The sequence below is a fragment of the Methylobacterium sp. Leaf93 genome, assembly GCF_001422345.1.
GTDB lineage: Bacteria > Pseudomonadota > Alphaproteobacteria > Rhizobiales > Beijerinckiaceae > Methylobacterium > Methylobacterium bullatum.
The window spans coordinates 465037-482516 of the sequence record NZ_LMMS01000026.1 but is presented as its reverse complement, the minus strand read 5'-3'; the positions used below and the strand labels follow the sequence as shown (position 1 = coordinate 482516).

11 protein-coding genes and 1 pseudogene are annotated in these 17480 nt (G+C 63.1%); 6 read left to right on the top strand and 6 right to left on the bottom strand.

The features are described 5' to 3' along the window. Positions 1-99, top strand: a pseudogene (locus ASF26_RS15970) (IS5/IS1182 family transposase); the annotation flags it as partial. 116 nt (positions 100-215) lie between these two features. On the opposite strand, the gene ASF26_RS15965 reads toward ASF26_RS15970, so the two are convergent. Both ASF26_RS15965 and ASF26_RS15960 read right to left on the bottom strand, forming a co-directional pair. Continuing rightward, on the bottom strand, positions 216-1061 hold the full coding sequence (locus tag ASF26_RS15965) for a TorF family putative porin (RefSeq protein ID WP_244475951.1): 846 nt from the start codon (positions 1059-1061) through the stop codon (positions 216-218). 475 nt (positions 1062-1536) lie between these two features. After that, positions 1537-4533: a ribonuclease E/G gene (locus ASF26_RS15960; RefSeq protein ID WP_056255775.1), complete on the bottom strand. Its 2997-nt coding sequence runs from the start codon at positions 4531-4533 to the stop codon at positions 1537-1539. 771 nt (positions 4534-5304) lie between these two features. Here ASF26_RS15960 and ASF26_RS15955 point away from each other — a divergent pair. Beyond that, positions 5305-6579, top strand: a complete 1275-nt coding sequence (locus ASF26_RS15955) for an N-acetylmuramoyl-L-alanine amidase (RefSeq protein WP_056255774.1) — start codon at positions 5305-5307, stop codon at positions 6577-6579. Positions 6580-6752: 173 nt separating this feature from the next. Further along, the gene (locus tag ASF26_RS15950; RefSeq protein WP_056255773.1) at positions 6753-9173 is read left to right on the top strand and encodes a penicillin-binding protein 1A; all 2421 of its coding nucleotides are present in this window, start codon (positions 6753-6755) and stop codon (positions 9171-9173) included. Positions 9174-9349: 176 nt separating this feature from the next. Here ASF26_RS15950 and ASF26_RS15945 read toward each other — a convergent pair whose 3' ends face one another. The 3 genes from ASF26_RS15945 to ASF26_RS15935 all read right to left on the bottom strand — a co-directional run bounded on the left by ASF26_RS15945 (position 9350) and on the right by ASF26_RS15935 (position 12992). Beyond that, on the bottom strand, positions 9350-11437 hold the full coding sequence (locus ASF26_RS15945; protein WP_156463009.1) for a TonB-dependent receptor: 2088 nt from the start codon (positions 11435-11437) through the stop codon (positions 9350-9352). A 136-nt stretch (positions 11438-11573) separates the two neighbouring features. After that, positions 11574-12575: a DUF1775 domain-containing protein gene (locus tag ASF26_RS15940; protein ID WP_082477662.1), complete on the bottom strand. Its 1002-nt coding sequence runs from the start codon at positions 12573-12575 to the stop codon at positions 11574-11576. Positions 12576-12617: 42 nt separating this feature from the next. Beyond that, positions 12618-12992, bottom strand: coding sequence for a hypothetical protein (locus tag ASF26_RS15935; RefSeq protein WP_244475950.1), 375 nt, complete (start codon positions 12990-12992; stop codon positions 12618-12620). 260 nt (positions 12993-13252) lie between these two features. Here ASF26_RS15935 and ASF26_RS15930 point away from each other — a divergent pair, with 260 nt between their 5' ends. Then, on the top strand, positions 13253-14551 hold the full coding sequence (locus tag ASF26_RS15930) for a L,D-transpeptidase family protein (protein ID WP_056255770.1): 1299 nt from the start codon (positions 13253-13255) through the stop codon (positions 14549-14551). A 119-nt stretch (positions 14552-14670) separates the two neighbouring features. Here the strand turns inward: ASF26_RS15930 and ASF26_RS15925 are convergent, their stop codons facing one another. Then, positions 14671-15123: a hypothetical protein gene (locus ASF26_RS15925; protein ID WP_156463008.1), complete on the bottom strand. Its 453-nt coding sequence runs from the start codon at positions 15121-15123 to the stop codon at positions 14671-14673. A 365-nt stretch (positions 15124-15488) separates the two neighbouring features. Here ASF26_RS15925 and glyA point away from each other — a divergent pair, with 365 nt between their 5' ends. Together glyA and nrdR are read left to right on the top strand one after the other, a co-directional pair. Then, a complete protein-coding gene (gene glyA / locus ASF26_RS15920; RefSeq protein WP_018044703.1) occupies positions 15489-16793 on the top strand; it encodes a serine hydroxymethyltransferase in 1305 nt (434 codons plus the stop codon). Between the two features lie 110 nt (positions 16794-16903). After that, positions 16904-17476: a transcriptional regulator NrdR gene (nrdR, locus tag ASF26_RS15915; protein WP_056255884.1), complete on the top strand. Its 573-nt coding sequence runs from the start codon at positions 16904-16906 to the stop codon at positions 17474-17476. Positions 17477-17480 lie beyond the last annotated feature (4 nt).

The window sequence follows — 17480 nt, the reverse complement described above, 5'->3', positions numbered from 1 at the left end:
CTCAAAGACTTCCGTCGTATCGCCACCCGATACGACAAGCTGGCCCGCAACTATGCCTCCGCCGTCGCACTCGCCGCTGTCATCGCCTTCTGGTGCTGATTGAGGCCAGACCCTAGTCGCTCGGCTCCGCGCTTAGCGGAACAGGTTCAGGAACCCGCCCGGCTCGGCATAGATGCCCGGTGCCGCCGTGGATGTCTGGAAGGTGATCGAACCGATCACCGCATCGCCGCACCATTTCGAAATTCGGCCTTGGTCAGATCGGTATCATGGTAGCGTACGTCGAGAACGATGTTCTTGTAGGTGTAGGATAGACCGACGTTCCCATAGAGGTAGCTCGGCAGGTTGAATGAAGTGAACCGCCCGATATCCGTGTTGAATCCGGTAGCCGAGTTCTTTGCGGCGCCAAGAAAGAAGTAGCCGAGCTCGGACGACAGCGAGAACCCGCCCGCATAAGACTCCGGCAGGAACGGGAACAGCGATGCCGGCAATGTGTAAGCGGCCGTTCCGGACGCATAGGTACTGATCGCGTGCTTACCGAAGAAATTCGGTGAAAAGAACACGTTCGTGCCCAGCGTCAGCGAATCTGTCGCGGTGTAAAGTATCTTACCGGCGGCTTCGTGAAAGTCCGAGTTCTTCGTCGAAAACGCCGTGCCGCCCGGCAGGATGACCGGCTGCTCGTTGGGATGAAAATAGTAAAGGATGCCGAGATCGAAGGCGAACTTTCCGAAAGTTGGACCAATACCGGCGATCAGATCGAACTCCATGTCCGGCCGGGTCGGAAGGCGGGTCTGATAGGTGGCGAACCCCGAATAGGCGAAGTTGTTCAGGAACTGGGCTTCGAAAAACGTCTGATAGCTTCCCTGCAGGTTCGATTGCGACACACCGCGGAAGTTATAGTCCGTCTGATAGCTCGAGCCGAAAGAGAAGCCGATGAGTGGGGCGGCGGCCTTCGCCTCGATCGGCATGGCTTTGGGAACGGACAGATCGGCAGCAATCGCCGGTGAAAGAGCAGCGCCCGCAAGTGTACCGAACGCCAGCAATGATGTGTAAAAACGGCGCACGGCCCGATCCTTTTATTGATGGCCGCAAGGGTTGTGACAACATAAACCCTCTTGCAAAGAGATTCCCCAGGCTTCCAGGCCGACTTGAAAACACTCCGGCCGTCTCGCAACGGTGAATACAGCAGGATGACAACCGTCCTTTCCGACGTCGTATAATTTTTCTTCAAATATTGCTCGACCGTAAGCAATCACGGCTTCGGAAAACATTTGATTTGCTGTAACAGCCCCAATCAATCATATACTATTATTTTAGAAATTGGTTTTCGTACTCACTGAAGGCAGCCTGCATAATATTTATACTAACAATGCACAACAGTTATCATTCGGCCATGGAAATCTGCCCGCGGATGCGGTCTCTCGATCCGTCAAAGGTCGTTGCCTCGCCCAGCGACCCCGAAGCGACAAACGAAATGGGCCGCATCCTGTCCGGATGCGGCCCGCTCGAACGTTGGGATAGGCGTTATCGGGAGTTGGACTAATCGCCCGTGAGCGCGGCCTTGGTCCGCGACCACCATCCGGCGCGCTTCGGACGATCCGGATCGATTGGCGTTAGCACGACTGCTACCGGCTCGGGGGCTGGAGTTGCAGCCGGAACCGGCTCCGTCGCGGCAACGTACGAATCCACCGTATCGCTGACAACCGCCTCCGGAGCTGCCGGCTCAGCGGCAGGGATCGAAGGCACTTCAGCGACCGGGAGGTCTACCGAAACGGGTGCGGAGGCCGTTTCCGACGCCTCCTGAGGCAGGCCAGTCGAAACCTGAGCAACCTCTTCGAAGGAGGCCGACACGGCCTGCTGCTCTTCGCCATTCTCGCGCGGGCGACCTTCTGTGCGGTCACGACCGCGTCCGCCTCGGCGTCCACGACGACGACGGCGACCGGCCCCCTCGTCGTCGGACGAGTCGGACCGAGGTGTTGCCTCGCCGTCCCGGACATCCGCTACGACAAGCTCATCGCCCTCATTCTCTCTAACCCGTCCATCCGAATCTTCGCCAGTTTGATCGTCGTTGTCCCGGCTCTCGCTGTCGGTCTCGTCGTCGCCGGACTGCTCGTCTTCGCCGGTCGCGTGATCCCCCAACGATTCGCCGGTCTCGTGACGCCCCCCACGCCGCCGACGCCGACGACGGCGACCTCCCGGTCGGCCCTCACCATTGCTTTCGCTCGACTTCTCGCGCGATGCCTCCGGCTCGACCGGTTCGGCCTCAGCCTCGAGGATGGCCTCTTCCTCATCGTCGCCATCGATATCGTCTTCGGCATCGAGCTGAGGCGAGATTGCTACGGCGCGGACACCGGTCACGGGTCCCTCGCTCCGGATCGCCAATTCACCCCGATCGAGCTGGAATGCCGATGTCGCGGCCAGCCGCTCGTCCGCGGCAATGGTCACGCTGACGCCAAAGCGGATTTCCAGTTCGCGCAGATGCGCGCGCTTCTGATTCAGGATGTAGAGCGCTGCCTCCGTGCGGGTGCGCAGGATGAGATTGTGGGTCGTGCTCTTGAGAAGCGACTCCTCGATGGCGCGCAGGATCTGGAGTGCCACCGATGCAGTGGCGCGGACATACCCCGAGCCACCGCAATGGACGCAGGGGAGCGACGAGCTCTCCAGCATGCCGGTGCGGATGCGCTGGCGGCTCATTTCGAGCAGACCGAAGGGCGAGATGCGACCGACCTGAATGCGCGCGCGATCGTTTTTCAGGCAGTCGTTGAGCTTCTTCTCGACCGCGCGGTTGTTGCGCTTCTCTTCCATGTCGATGAAGTCGATCACGACGAGACCGGCGAGATCGCGCAGGCGAAGCTGGCGGGCGACCTCTTCGGCCGCCTCCAGATTGGTGCGGAGTGCCGTGTCCTCAATGTCGTGCTCGCGGGTCGAGCGGCCCGAATTGACGTCGATGGAAACCAGGGCTTCGGTCGGGTTGATGACGAGGTAGCCGCCTGACTTCAGCGTCACATGCGTCGAGAACATCGCGTCGAGCTGTTGCTCGACACCGTGGCGCGCGAAGATCGGAGTCGGGTCGCGATAGGGCTGCACCACCTTGGACTGGCCCGGCATCAGCATGCGCATGAAGTCGCGGGCCTCGCGGTACGCCTCGTCGCCCGCCACAAGGATGTCGTCGATATCCTTGTTGTAGAGGTCGCGGATGGCGCGCTTGATGAGCGAACCTTCCTCGTAGACCAGGGCAGGCGCAGACGAGGACAGCGTCAACTCACGCACGCTCTCCCAGAGGCGCATCAGATATTCGAAGTCGCGCTTGATCTCCGGCTTGGTCCGGGACGCACCGGCGGTGCGCAAGATCACGCCCATGCCTTCCGGAACCTCAAGATCCTGGGCGACTTCCTTGAGGCGCTTGCGGTCGGCCGCCGAGGTGATCTTACGCGAGATGCCGCCACCACGGCCGGTATTGGGCATCAGCACCGAGTAGCGGCCGGCCAGCGACAGATACGTGGTGAGTGCCGCGCCCTTGGTGCCGCGCTCTTCCTTGACGACCTGCACCAGGATGATCTGGCGGCGCTTGATCACCTCCTGGATCTTGTAGTGGCGGCGATAAGTGCGGGGGCGCTCGGGGATCTCTGCCAGAGCGTCGCCGTTACCGCCGACCTGGGCGATCTTGTGCTCGCCATCCTCGCCATCATGCTCGTCGTCCGAATCCTCGTCGTCGGATTCGTCCTCCTCATCGTCCGAATCGTCGTCCTCGTCCGATTCATCCTCATCGGACTCTTCGTCCTCGTCCTCGAGAACGGAAGCATCGGGATGCCCCTCGGCGACTGGTTCTGCCACATCGACTTGGGCGGGCGCCGCATCTTCGAACGCGGATGAGGTCGCTTCTACCGGTGCGGAGACCTCGCCTTCGAGGGAAGCAGGCGGCAGATCGGACGATTCATCCGAACCGGGCTCGATGACGACCGCCTCGGGAGTGACGATATCCGCAGGAGCAGCCTCGTCACTCACGCTCACGCCGCCGCCGAGCTCGCCGGCGCTGTCCGATACGATGGGATGCTCACCGGATTCGTTGCTGGTCGGTGCCGAGGCCTGACGCGACCGCTCCTCGGCAAGACCTACCTCAACGGTCTCCGAGACGTCGTCGGCACTCACCGTCTCGCTGGTCTTGGCAGATGCAGCCTCTGCACGGCGCCCACGCGAACGGCGGCGCGGCTTGCGCTCCTCGCGTTCGCGGTGCTCCTCGGCGTCCCGCGCCTCGTCCTCCAGCAACGCCTGACGATCGGCGAGGGGGATCTGATAATAGTCGGGATGGATCTCGCTGAAGGCGAGGAAACCGTGGCGGTTGCCGCCATACTCGATGAAGGCCGCTTGGAGCGAAGGCTCCACGCGAGTCACCTTGGCAAGGTAGATATTGCCACGAAGCTGACGCCGGTTGGCCGCTTCGAAATCGAACTCCTCGACCCTAGACCCGTGGACCGTGACGACCCGGGTTTCCTCCGGATGCATCGCATCGATGAGCATCTTGTTGTTGTTGGCCATGTCGGACTTTCATGGCGATCGACGTCGTCCTTCTGCAGCCGAACTGTCCCGGCGAAGCGCTGCCCGATTCCGGCCCATCGGGCGACGGGGGGAGCGCACGCCCAGACCCGACGATGCGGGCCAGGGGGGCTTTGGGGAAGGGATTGCCGTCAACCGCCGCTAGGCGCCGGTGATCGGCGCGCGTGGGGTTGAACATGGCCAGGGCCGACGGCGAACCGGCGCCACGCGAAACGCGTACGCTTTGAACACGAGCAACGGCAACCGATGCTGTGCGTCCGTCCATCCGCTCCCTGACCTCACGAAGACTTTGAGACCGTGCAAATGCCGGCCGCTGATTTCTAGAACGGCGACTTGGCGAAACGATCGCCGCATGCACCGGTACCCACCCGAATTGAAAAACGCCGACGGACTTGACGCGGAGAGCCGACTGCGAGGCGACACGGCGACTGGCCAGGACGCTCTCGCGGGCCGCGAATGAGACCGCACGACACCCGGGAAGGGACAGTACCATTACAGATCGTCGCGGGCACTTGGCAAGCAGCAACGCCATAGCCGTCACAACTTTGACGCCTTGGCGTCCATGCGTGCATCCGCTCCGGTCCTGTCGCCTCACAGCAACATCCCGGCTGCTTCGCCATCAGGCCGGAGAGGAACGGTTAACCATCCCAGCCGTATCCCTTATCGAACACTCGCGCTTCCCAAGGCCCCTTGGTTCCGGAGGTCTGTTGGTTCCAACGGCCTCTTGGTTTCAGGACAAAGACTGCCGGATCGATGCCGCCTCTCGCTCGCCTGCTGCGCCACGCAATCATCCTATCCGCCCTCGCGATGGCCGTTCCGGTCGTGGCCCAGGACGATATCCGGACGAATCCGACAGTCACCGGTCAACAATCGGCCGTCGCCATCGCGGCGGATCTCTCCACCGGTGCGGGCGGATCGACCAAGCTGACCCTCACATTGTCGAAGTCGATCGAGGCACGCACCTTTGTCATGGAGCGGCCCGACCGGGTAGTCATCGACCTCACGGAAGTGAACTTTCAGCTCGGATCTGACACCGGGCGACGTCGCGAAGGGTTGGTCTCTTCCTTCCGCTATGGCCTGTTCGCTCCAGGCCGCTCGCGCATCGTCGTCGACCTTGCTCAGCCGGCCACCGTCGGGCGCGTCGAAACGACGACGCGTATGCGCGACGGCGCGGTCCTGCTCTCGATAGAGTTCCAGCGGGTCGACCGCGACACTTTTCGTCGCGCCGCCGTGGCGAACGACCCGTCGCCTCCGGCCCGCAAGGAAGCTATGGCAGAACCGACGGATTCCCGGCCGTTGATCATGATCGATGCCGGGCATGGCGGCATCGATCCAGGCGCCATCGCTGCCTCGGGCATCTTCGAAAAGGACATCGTGTTTGGGTTCGCCCAGGCCCTCGTCGGCAAGCTCGAAGCGTCTGGCCGCTACCGGGTGCGGATGACCCGTGATCGCGACGTGTTCGTTCCTCTGGCCGAGCGGGTGCGAATCGCCCGCGAGGCGAGCGCCGATCTCTTCGTGTCGATTCATGCAGATTCAATCTCGTCCGCCCCGCAAGTGCGCGGCGCGACGATCTACACCGGCTCCGAAAAGGCCACGGACGCTGAATCGGCCAAGCTCGCGGAGCGCGAGAACAAGGCTGATTCGACTGCAGGCACGGATTCTGGCCAAGGTCCCGGCCACATCGCAGACATCCTACAGGAACTCACTCTGCGCGAGACGCGCACCTTCTCGTCGGGCTTCGCCAAGGGTCTTATGTCCTATCTCAGCCCCGTCATGGAGTTGAGCAACAAACCGCATCGTGAGGCCGGTTTCGTGGTCTTGCGTTCGCCAGACGTACCTTCAGTGCTGGTGGAACTCGGCTACCTGTCGAGCAAGCGCGACCTCGACCTACTGCAATCCGAAGCCTGGCGCGCCGACGTCACCGGCGGGATGGCGAAGGCCATCGACGCGTTTTTTGCCAACCGTACTTCCCTGACACGGCCGGTGCCGCCGCGCCGCTCTGCGGCAATCGCCCCAGTTTCACCATAGATACGGTGTGAAACCGGGGCTCACGGCGCCCCGGCCCGGAATAGGCTTCTCACGCCTTCCGAACGATCGCGGGTCGTCGCGTCATTCTTGCCTTTCCGGGACGATCGAGGTCTCGGTCATCCTCGCCTCTCGGCCGGACCGGCAGCGGCAGATCATCGACGGACGGGACCCGGATGCGCTTCATCCTTCGTTTCTTCGGCTTCCTGTTCAGCATCGGGGCGATGTTGTTCGTGCTGCTGTCGGCAGCCGGCGCGTATTTCTATTACACCTACAGTCAGGATCTGCCCGATCACGCCGCCCTCGCCAATTATGAGCCGCCGGTGATGAGCCGCGTTCACGCAGCGGATGGCAGCCTGCTCGCAGAATATGCCAACGAGCGCCGGCTCTACTTGCCGATCCAGGCGATGCCGAAGATCGTTGTGGCCGCCTTCCTCTCGGCCGAGGACAAGAACTTCTACAAACATGGCGGCATCGACCCCGAGGGGGTCGTGCGGGCGATCTTGACCAACGCCAAGAGTGGCAAGAAGCAGGGCGCCTCGACCATCACCCAGCAGGTAGCGAAAAACTTCTTGCTCACCAATGAGCAGACCTTCGACCGCAAGATCAAGGAGGCATTGATCGCCCTGCGGATCGAGTCGGCCTACTCTAAGGACAAAATCCTCGAACTCTACCTCAACGAGATCTTCCTCGGCACCATCGTGCCCGGCCGCAACCTGCACGGGGTCGCCGCCGCCGCACTCGATTATTTCGGCAAGTCCGTCCACGAGCTGACGATCAACGAGGCCGCCTATCTGGCCGCGCTGCCGAAGGGCCCCAACAATTATCATCCCTATCGTCAGACCCAAAAGGCCCTCGACCGACGCAACGAGATCATCGGCCTGATGGCCGTGAACGGCTACATCACGAAGGAAGAAGGAGAAGCCGCGCGTAAGATGCCGCTCGGCGTCAACCCGCGCGTCGCCTTCGCCAACGCCGCCAATGCCAACTACTTCACGGAAGAGGTTCGCCGCGAGATCACGGAACGCTACGGCGAAAAGAAGCTCTACGAGGGCGGCCTCTCCGTGCGCGCCACCCTCGATCCGAAGATGCAGGCCTGGGCGCGGAAGGCGCTCGTGGATGGCCTGATCCGTTACGATCAATCTCACGGATGGCGGGGAGCTCAGGCGAAGGTCGATCTCGTCGGCCGCGATTGGGGTCTCGCCGTTGCCGAAGTGCCGGGCCTCGGTGACGTCCAACCTTGGCGCCTCGCCGTCGTCCTGAGCACGACGGGAGGCGTGGCTCAGATCGGCTTGCAGCCCCGCCGCGAGGCATCCGGTCAAATCTCGAAGGAGCGTGAGACCGGCACTATCGCCGCCGACGGCACCCGCTGGACCGGACGCTCGCCATCGGCAGCGCTCAATGCCGGCGATGTCATCTATGTCGAGGCCATCGACGGGGGGCGCGGACAGTACCGGCTGCGCCAGCGTCCGGATGTCTCCGGCGCCATCGTCGCCATGGATCCCTATACCGGACGCGTCCACGCCATGGTCGGGGGATTCTCCTATGACGAGAGCCAGTTCAACCGTGCGACGCAGGCCCAGCGTCAGCCCGGCTCGTCATTCAAGCCGATCGTCTACTCGGCCGCCCTCGACAACGGTTACACGCCCTCATCGATCGTACAGGACTCGCCGATCACCATTGAGGCCGGTCCCGGCCAGGAAGCGTGGTCTCCCTCGAACTACGACGGCAAGGCGGGTGGCCCGCACACGCTCCGCTACGGGATCGAGCATTCGAAGAACCTGATGACCGTGCGGCTGGCGAAGGATGTCGGCATGCCGCTCATCGCCGAATACGCCCGCCGCTTCGGTGTCTACGACGATATGCTCCCCGTCCTGCCAATGTCGCTCGGGGCGGGCGAAACGACCGTCATGCGCATGGTCACTGCCTATTCCATGCTGGCCAATGGCGGCCGCCGTATTCGCCCAACCCTCATCGACCGCATCCAGGATCGTGTCGGCGAAACCATCTACAAGCACGACAACCGCAAGTGTCTCGGCTGCGACGCTGAAAAGTGGTCCGGCCAGGACGAGCCGAAGCTGGTAGATGATTCGGAGCAGGTCCTCGATCCACTCACCGCCTACCAGATGGTCTCGATCATGGAAGGCGTTGTCCAGCGCGGCACCGCGACATTGCTGAAGCAGATCGGCAAGCCGCTCGCCGGCAAGACCGGCACGACGAACGATGCCAAGGACGCGTGGTTCGTCGGCTTCTCGCCGGACCTCGCGGTCGGGGTCTATATCGGCTTCGACAAGCCGCGCTCGCTCGGCGACCGCGCCACAGGTGGCGGTCTCGCGGCGCCTGTCGCCCTCGACTTCCTGAAACAGGCTCTCAAGGACAAGCCGCCGACACCGTTCCGTGTACCGCCCGGCATCAAGCTGATCCGCGTCAACGTCGCCTCCGGCATGCGCGCCGGCTCCGGCGAAGGCTCCGGTACGATCTTAGAGGCGTTCAAGCCAGGCACCGCCCCGCCTGACGCTTACGTCGCGGCGCCCGCAGCTCCCGCCGCCGTACCAGCGGACGCCGACCGTGCCGCCCAGGCTGGTGGATTGTACTGAGAGGGAGTTCTGCAGGGATCCCATCCCGGGTCATCGGGCGCTGTGGCGCTCGATGACCCGGGCACCGCAGCAAGCCGAAGCGTTCATGGAGCCGGTGACGAGGAAGCGAGACCCCGTCCCCGGCCTTGCGCCCCATACGATCCGGAGGGTTCTCCGGGGTGACGGGAACGCCCTTCTCAAAATGAAGCCCGCACGCCTCCGAAGAAGCTGCGACCAACCCCAGGGTAGAAGGCGGTCGGATTGCTGCCCATCGTCACTGCGTTGTTCACCACCGCCACGTCAGAGACGTAACGTGTATCGGCGAGATTGCGGGCGTCGAGGAACAGCGACACCCCATTCGAGAAGTCGATGCCGGTTTGGACGTTGATCAGGGTGTAGCCGGGCACCCGCAGGGTGTTGGCGTGATCCGCGAAGGCGCCTTGCGGCACCCAATCCACCGAAGGGCTAAGGTGGAAGCCGCTCGGGTGGCTGTAGGTGACGACGCTGCGCAGCACGTCCCGCGGGATGCCGGCGATTTGATTGTCGCCGAAAATCGGATCGCCGACGAACCGGAAATCGTTGTGCGTCCAGATCTGCAACGCCGAGATTTGGTCGCCGACCCCGGCGAGGTCACGGATGATGTCGAGGGAAACAGCCGCCTCGACGCCCTGATGAATCGTGCGCGGCGAATTGAAGGTCGCCGCAGGGATGTTGCGCCCCGGATCAACAGAGAAGTTGATGAGCTCGTCCCGGACTTCCGAGCGATAGAGCGTCACGTCCCAGGCGAGCCGGTCAAGACGGCCACGCGTGCCAAACTCGTAGGTCCAGGCCCGCTGTGCCTGAAGCGGCACGAATTGCGTCGTCGTCCCAATCGTCTGGGTCAGGTCGGTGAAGTCCGGCACGTCGCGGGAGCGGGTAACGTCGGCGAAAACTTGGATGTCGGGTAGCGGCTGCCAGATCAGGCCGAGCTTCGGGTTGATCCCCTGATAGGTCCGGTTGTCGAATTTCACCGCCGGGTTTAGGCCGAAGCCGCCCTTGTCGCTATAGGTCCGGTTCGAGGAGAACGCCTTCGCCCCTGTCATCAGGGCGACATCCGGCAGGAACCAGAACCGGTTCTCGCCATAGGCCTCGTAGTTCGATGAGCTCTGAAGCGCGTTCAGGGTCTGCGCGCCGCGCTGTCCGGCGACGTTTCGGAACTGCAGCGCCGAGTTCTGCCCGGCGAAGGCACGAAGGCCGAGGATCGTGTCGTTGCGGTATCCGCCGATGTCGAAGGTGCCGGCCCAATGCGGGGAGATGCCGTAGGTCCAGCCGTCTTGGTCGATAACCTCAAAGATCGGGTGATAGAGCGATTTGTGAATCGCCCAGGTATCGATGTCGAGCTTGCCCACATCGAGGGCGAACGAAGTGCGATTCGCCACCCGCTCCGTCTCGACTTTGCGCGACTGGTTGCCCGAAATGGCGCTCGGATTGGCCATGGTCGGGTTGTTGAGCGCGTCCCAGAGTCTGAGCGTTCCGGGCAGCTTTTGATCGGTGAGGTAGATGCCGACGTAGAATCGCGTCTCGACACCGGGTGCGAGCCGGTAGCCGACATTGGCGTTGAAATTCTGAGTCCGCTGGGTTTCGTGGTCGCGAAAACCATCGGAATTGGTCAGCGTGCCACTGATGAGGAAATCGGCCGGGCCGGAGATCCGCGAGAACTGGAAGTGCTCTCGGATAGTGCCGAAGCTGCCGCTATCGACGCGCAGGATGTTTGGCGCGAAGGCCGTCTGGGCAGTGGGCGTGACAAAGTTGATTGCGCCGCCCAGGGTCGTCGCACCGAAGGTGAGCGCGTTGCCGCCTTTATAGACTTCGACAGAGCGCAGAGCGAGCGGATCAATCTGGTAGAAGTCACCGCTGCCGTCCGGCGAGTTCACCGGGATGCCATCCTGCAGCAGTTCCAATCCACGCAGATGGAAGCCGCGCGAAATTCCCGAGCCGCGCACCGACAGGCGCATTTCCTGACCGTAGCGCTGCTGCACGAACACGCCGGGCGTGTCCTTCAGGACGTCGCGTAGGGTATTGGCGTAGCGATTCTGGAACTCCTTGGCATCGACGAATGCCACCGAACCGACAGTTGCGTTCACCGCATTCCGCTGTGCGGGAACGCTCGGCACGGTGAGTGAACCGGAGTTTGTCCCTTGGACACTGAGTTCCGGCAGTTCTGCATTCGCCACGCCTTGAGCGAAGGCAGATGTAGAGGAGAGGAGGATGAGTGCGAACGCACCCGTAAGACGTGAAGAAGGCATGGCAGGAAGCTCCGGATCCCGCGCCCTGAAACACTCCGCCCGATTGAGGCGGAGGAGCGGCGAGTCCTAAAAGAGAAAGGGAGTGCGCGCGGTTGGCGGAACCGCCAAAGCGCGAAGCCGTTCAGGAGACGGACGCTCAGTGCTGGTGTTGTCCAGCCGCCGGTTCGCTTGCTCCGGCCGCGTTCGGTGCCCTGGCGCCAATGGGCGCGACGGCGAAGGTGACCGGTACTGTGCCCGCGCGCTCGAACACCAAATTCCCCGAGATCGATTCGCCGACTTTTGGCGATGCCTTCAGCCCCTCGAACATCAGGTGATAGCTGCCGGGCTTCAACTCCACGGTCTCGCCAGGCTTGAGCACGAGTCCGCCTTCCACCACGGCCATCTTCATCACCCCGCCATCCATCGTCATGGAATGGATCGACCCGGATGCAGCGATGGGGATGGAAGCGGAGATCAACTTATCCGCCAGTTTGCCGGTATTACTGATTCGGACATATCCACCAGCCACGGTGGCGCCGCCGGGCGTGGCGCGCATCCATGGCGTATCGATGGTGAGGTCGCCCGCCTTGATCTGCCCCGAGGAGGATGACGCCGCGCGCGGCGGTGCCGGGGCCTGAGTTACGACGATGGCGACGCCCGGTGCGGGTGATTTCAGCGCATGGGCGTTCTGCCCCGGAGCGGGGATGTCGCTCCAGCGATGATTGCCACTCGTGCAATCCTGCTTGACCGGGAAGTACACGGTCGCGCCGGGCGCGAACGCATCGGAGATGCGGGCAAGAAAGGTGAACTCGTCGACCTGATCGTCCGGCAATTGGCCGCCACTCCAGGTGATGGTCTTCGCGCCTTGGGAAATGTCGCCGTGATAATAGGGATACGGCTTGGCGTAGGGGCCTATTTCCGTTGTCACCGTCCAGCCGGGCTTCGGCATCGGCTTGGCGCCGATGACACCCTCCGGAATCGTGACGCTCACCCGATTGGTCGGTTCGCCGTCGCACCCATGGGTGATTTGGACCACGCCGCGATAGCTCGCGTTCGGGCTTGCCTCTTTGCGCTCCATTGTGGCGTGAGAGAAGGCGGCGCCGGTAGGGAGGGTGACGAGGAGCGCGGCGGCAAGCTCCGACCACAGTATCCGTTTCATGATGAATGTCCGTGTCTGAAGGAATCGAGGTATCGAATCGCTTCAGGCGGCGGGCGGACCTCGCGGATGGGGAATAGAACCCGGTGGCCCGCGTGTACCGAGGTAGGCTACGTCGCGCCAGACCAGATGGATGACGGACGGGGCCGGCCAGACGATCGCGCTGGACGCGAGCACCGGTTGATCAGCTAGGACGGTCGCGACTGCCGACGTGCAACAAAGCTTGTGGCCGACGTGGGTCGAACCGTCTGGCTGCTGCGCGGCGAATTCGCCGTCCATCAGGCCGGAACAGATCGGATCGGCGTGCCCAGCCGCGGGCAGCGGCATCAGGGTCGCGAGGAAGATCTGCAGCACGAACGCATAGAGCGCGATCACCGCCGTGATCACGCGCCCGCCGCCCGCCGCTGAATCTCCCGACATCATACCTCCAGCGCTTACCCCAACGGACATAATCCCGCCATACCCTCGACGAGGCGTGGTGCCGTGATGTTGCATGTGCGCTGCAGTACAGGACAAGCCGCGATTTAATCTGACGGCGCCACATTCTAGCCCGGACCGCATGACTTCTTAACCGTGCCCCGACACGTTCGCGGCACAGGACTTTCGGTGGCCGTTCTCAATCACGGCCATGCCCCGACGGCCTCGTGCCGCTTCACAGGTCAGATCAGAGTTTCCGTCCGATGCTGAAACAGGCTTACCCCATCCGCTCATTGGGTCTCGTACTCCTTGCCGGTGTCGCCGCCTTCGCCCAAACCGCCTCGGCACGGGAGCAGGCCGGTTTCGCCCAGGCCGAGTGGGCGCAGGATTACGCTGCACCCTCGGCTATGCAGGTGCAGCGTTCCTCGACGCCGATCCTGTCGCCGCAGACGATTGCGGCCACGGAACAGATGGTCGAGCGCTACAAGGACATCGTGGCGCGCGGCGGCTGGAGACCGGTCTCCGGCGCCGACCGGCTACGCATCGGCAGCAAGGGACCGGCAGTGGCGGCTCTGCGCCAGCGTCTCACGGTGACGGGAGACCTCGACTCCGCCTCCGGCGGATCGAACGTGTACGATTCCTATGTGGCAGCCGGCGTAAAGCGGTTCCAGGCCCGACATGGCTTGAGCCAGACCGGCTCCATGAGCCCGGCCACCCAGCAGGCCATGAACGTGTCGGCCGACATTCGCCTGAAGCAGCTCGAGGTGAATGCCGTCCGCCTGCGCTCGTATTCGGGCAATCTCGGCAACCGCTTCGTCATCACGAACATTCCCGCCGCCCTGGTCCAGACGGTGGAGAACGGCCAGGTCGTGACCCTGCACGCCGCCGGTGTCGGCAAGATCGATCGTCAATCGCCGATCATGAACACCAAGGCGACGCAGATCAATTTCAACCCCTTCTGGACGGTTCCGGCTTCCATCGTGAAGAAGGACCTCATCCCAAAGATGCAGAAGGACCCGAACTACCTCACCGAGAACAAGATCCGCATCTTCACCGGTGAGACCGAGATCTCGCCGGCCTCGGTGAACTGGAATTCGGACGAGGGCACGCGATACCGCTATCGTCAGGATTCGGGCGCCGACTTCAACTCGATGGGGATCGTGCGCATCAACATCCCGAACCCCCACGGCGTGTTCATGCACGATACGAACTCCAAGGGCGTGTACGGCGACGATTTCCGCTTCATCTCCTCGGGCTGCGTCCGCGTACAAAACGTGCGCGAGTATATCACTTGGTTGCTCAAGGACACGCCCGGCTGGGGCCGCGACCAAGTCGAGCAGGCCATCGAGAGCGGCAAGCGTGTAGACGCGACCCTGAGCACCCCCGTGCCGGTCTACTGGACCTACATCACCGCTTGGGCGACCCCGGACGGCTCGGTGCAGTTCCGCGACGACATCTATAAACGCGATGGCGTGAACGTGCCCTCGACCCTCTCGGCGCCGACCCCTGTCGCGAGCGCCGAGCAGGTGCCGAGCTTCGAGCCGGGAGACGAGGACAACTAGGCGTCCCGCTCCGGACAACGGGGACGGCGTTCAAAGTGAACGAAAACGGCGGGCGCATCTGCGCTCGCCGTTTTCGTATCTTGGCTCCCTCCAACGCGTATCTGCCGAGAATCATACGGTCAGGCGCTCTCGCTGGCCAACGCCGTGCGGATGTCCGCCTCGATCCTTCGCGCGTACGCCACGGCCTCCGCGGCATCGACGCGCTCACCTGCCTCACCCTCCCAGAAGAACCCACCGGTCACGTGAGCGTAAACGGCACCCGCGATCGCGACGCCGGCGATGTTTGCGGTGCCGACATACGAAAATTCGAGGATCTGCGTCCACGGACCGCCAGAGCCCAGCTCCTCGCTGTCTTCGATGAACTCTTCGATGGCCACTTCGTCACCAGGCATGCACTCGAAACCGGCTTCGCGTCCTTCCCAGATGGCCGGCAAGTGGCCGAACAGGGCATCGATGCGCTCGTGCGGCTCACCCTCCAGGGTCAGCTTGAAGCCGAGTGCATCGATGGCGGCCTGCCACTGACCGATCGTCTCGAGGGGGCGCGCGGTCAGAACAAATGCTGAGAGTGACATGGGCTGATCCTTCGAACGTTCCATCGCGGCAAAATCGACGACCGCGACACTGGACCCCAGGTATACGAGGGCGAGCCAGAACGATTTGCGTGCATCGCTCTGGATTGCAACTACTGGATATGTTCATGATATGTCCCGGTGCTGTCAAGGCGTTTTGCGGTCTCAAAACGGAGGGAACGCGGTCCTACGGTGTGACGCAAGCGATGCGCACGAGGCAGAAGTTCAAATTTTTTCGACGGCCACGGCAAATTAGCTGCGCTTGGCCTGGTCCCGCCGCACGTGTAGTAAATTGCCCATCGAGCGTCCGCCCGCCTTACGCCAGCGGATAACGGACGCCTTCGCCCGTTCAACAATCGAGGCTTTCCATGAGCGCCGGTACCGCTGCCGACAAGCACTTCTCGAATTCCTTTTTCAATGCGTCCCTGGCCGACGCCGATCCGGAAGTGGCCAAGGCCGTCAGCCAGGAACTCGGCCGGCAGCAGCACGAGATCGAGTTGATCGCCTCCGAGAACATCGTCTCGAGGGCGGTGCTGGAGGCCCAGGGGTCGGTCCTCACCAATAAGTACGCGGAAGGCTATCCCGGCCGTCGCTACTATGGTGGCTGTCAGTTTGTCGACATCGCCGAGAACCTGGCCATCGAGCGCGCCAAGCGCCTGTTCGATTGTGGCTTCGCCAATGTGCAGCCGAATTCGGGCAGCCAGGCGAACCAGGGCGTGTTCATGGCCCTCATGCAGCCGGGCGACACCTTCCTCGGCCTCGATCTCGCCGCCGGCGGCCACCTCACCCACGGCGCGCCCCCGAACGTCTCGGGAAAGTGGTTCAAGCCGGTCTCCTACACCGTGCGCCGCGATGACCAGCGCATCGACATGGAGCAGGTCGAGGCACTCGCACACGAGCACAAGCCCAAGGTGATCATCGCCGGCGGCTCAGGCTATCCGCGCCACTGGGACTTCGCCAAGTTCCGTGAGATCGCCGATGCCGTCGGCGCATACTTCTTCGTCGACATGGCCCATTTCGCGGGCCTCGTGGCGGCTGGCGTCCACCCGTCGCCGTTCCCGCACGCCCACGTGGCCACCACCACCACCCACAAGACTCTGCGCGGCCCGCGTGGCGGTATGATCCTGACCAACGACGAGGCGCTCGCCAAGAAGTTCAACTCGGCGATCTTCCCCGGCCTCCAGGGCGGTCCGCTCATGCACGTCATCGCCGGCAAGGCCGTTGCTTTCGGTGAGGCGCTTAAGCCCGAGTTCAAGATTTACGCCAAGCAAGTCATCGAGAACGCCAAGGCCCTCGCTGACACTCTGATCACGGGTGGCTACGACATCACCTCGGGCGGAACCGACAACCACCTGATGCTCGTGGACCTTCAGAAGAAGGGTCTCACAGGCAAGGCGGCGGAGGCGGCCCTCAGCCGCGCCGACATCACCTGCAATAAGAACGGCGTCCCGTTCGATCCGCAGAAGCCCACCATCACCTCGGGCATCCGCCTCGGCACCCCAGCCGGCACCTCGCGCGGCTTCGGCGTAGCCGAGTTCAAGCAGATCGGCGGCTTCATCGTGGAAGTACTCGACGGTCTGGTGGCCAAGGGCGATGCGGGCGATCCGGCCATCGAGGCCGCGGTCAAGGATAAAGTCCACGCCCTGACCCACCGATTCCCGATCTACGGCTGAGACATTCGACGGCGGGTGCATCCGCCGTCACCGACATGATAGAGACGGCCGCGGATCACCATATCCGCGGCCGTTCTCGTTTCCTCACCAACCATGCAGGTATCCGCCCGATGCGGTGTCCCTATTGCGGCGGTCCCGACACCCAGGTGAAGGACTCGCGCCCCAGCGACGATTCTGCTGCAATTCGACGCCGTCGGGTCTGCCCGGATTGCGGAGGCCGCTTCACGACCTTCGAGCGGGTGCAGTTGCGCGAACTCACCGTGCTCAAGCGCTCGGGCAAGCGCGTCCCGTTCGATCGTGACAAGTTGCAGCGCTCCATCGGCGTGGCCCTGCGGAAGCGCCCTGTGGACCCTGAGCGGATCGAGCGACTGGTCAGCGGCATCACCCGGCAGCTGGAAAGCGGCGGCGAGGCCGAGATCGCCAGCGAGGCGATCGGCGAACTGGTGATGGAGGGGCTCAAAGGTCTCGACGACGTGGCCTATGTCCGCTTCGCCTCGGTGTACAAAAATTTCCGCGAGGCCAGTGATTTCAAGGCGTTGCTCGGCACCTTGGGGGAGACCTCCGGCATTGCGCCACTCCAGGTCGAAGAGGCGAGCGATGAAGCCCCTCTCAGTGAGGTCCTGCCCATTGCAAGTCCACCAACCAAACATCCGTCGAAACGCGCAACGCGGGTGCGGTCATGAATGC

What these genes read in the sequence shown, in the direction of transcription:
- ASF26_RS15960 (WP_056255775.1), bottom strand. Translation starts at nt 4,533, where the DNA reads ATGGCCAACAACAACAAGATGCTCATCGATGCGATGCATCCGGAGGAA.
- ASF26_RS15955 (WP_056255774.1), top strand. Translation starts at nt 5,305, where the DNA reads ATGCCGCCTCTCGCTCGCCTGCTGCGCCACGCAATCATCCTATCCGCC.
- ASF26_RS15950 (WP_056255773.1), top strand. Translation starts at nt 6,753, where the DNA reads ATGCGCTTCATCCTTCGTTTCTTCGGCTTCCTGTTCAGCATCGGGGCG.
- ASF26_RS15945 (WP_156463009.1), bottom strand. Translation starts at nt 11,437, where the DNA reads ATGCCTTCTTCACGTCTTACGGGTGCGTTCGCACTCATCCTCCTCTCC.
- ASF26_RS15940 (WP_082477662.1), bottom strand. Translation starts at nt 12,575, where the DNA reads ATGAAACGGATACTGTGGTCGGAGCTTGCCGCCGCGCTCCTCGTCACC.
- ASF26_RS15935 (WP_244475950.1), bottom strand. Translation starts at nt 12,992, where the DNA reads ATGTCGGGAGATTCAGCGGCGGGCGGCGGGCGCGTGATCACGGCGGTG.
- ASF26_RS15930 (WP_056255770.1), top strand. Translation starts at nt 13,253, where the DNA reads ATGCTGAAACAGGCTTACCCCATCCGCTCATTGGGTCTCGTACTCCTT.
- ASF26_RS15925 (WP_156463008.1), bottom strand. Translation starts at nt 15,123, where the DNA reads ATGTCACTCTCAGCATTTGTTCTGACCGCGCGCCCCCTCGAGACGATC.
- glyA (WP_018044703.1), top strand. Translation starts at nt 15,489, where the DNA reads ATGAGCGCCGGTACCGCTGCCGACAAGCACTTCTCGAATTCCTTTTTC.
- nrdR (WP_056255884.1), top strand. Translation starts at nt 16,904, where the DNA reads ATGCGGTGTCCCTATTGCGGCGGTCCCGACACCCAGGTGAAGGACTCG.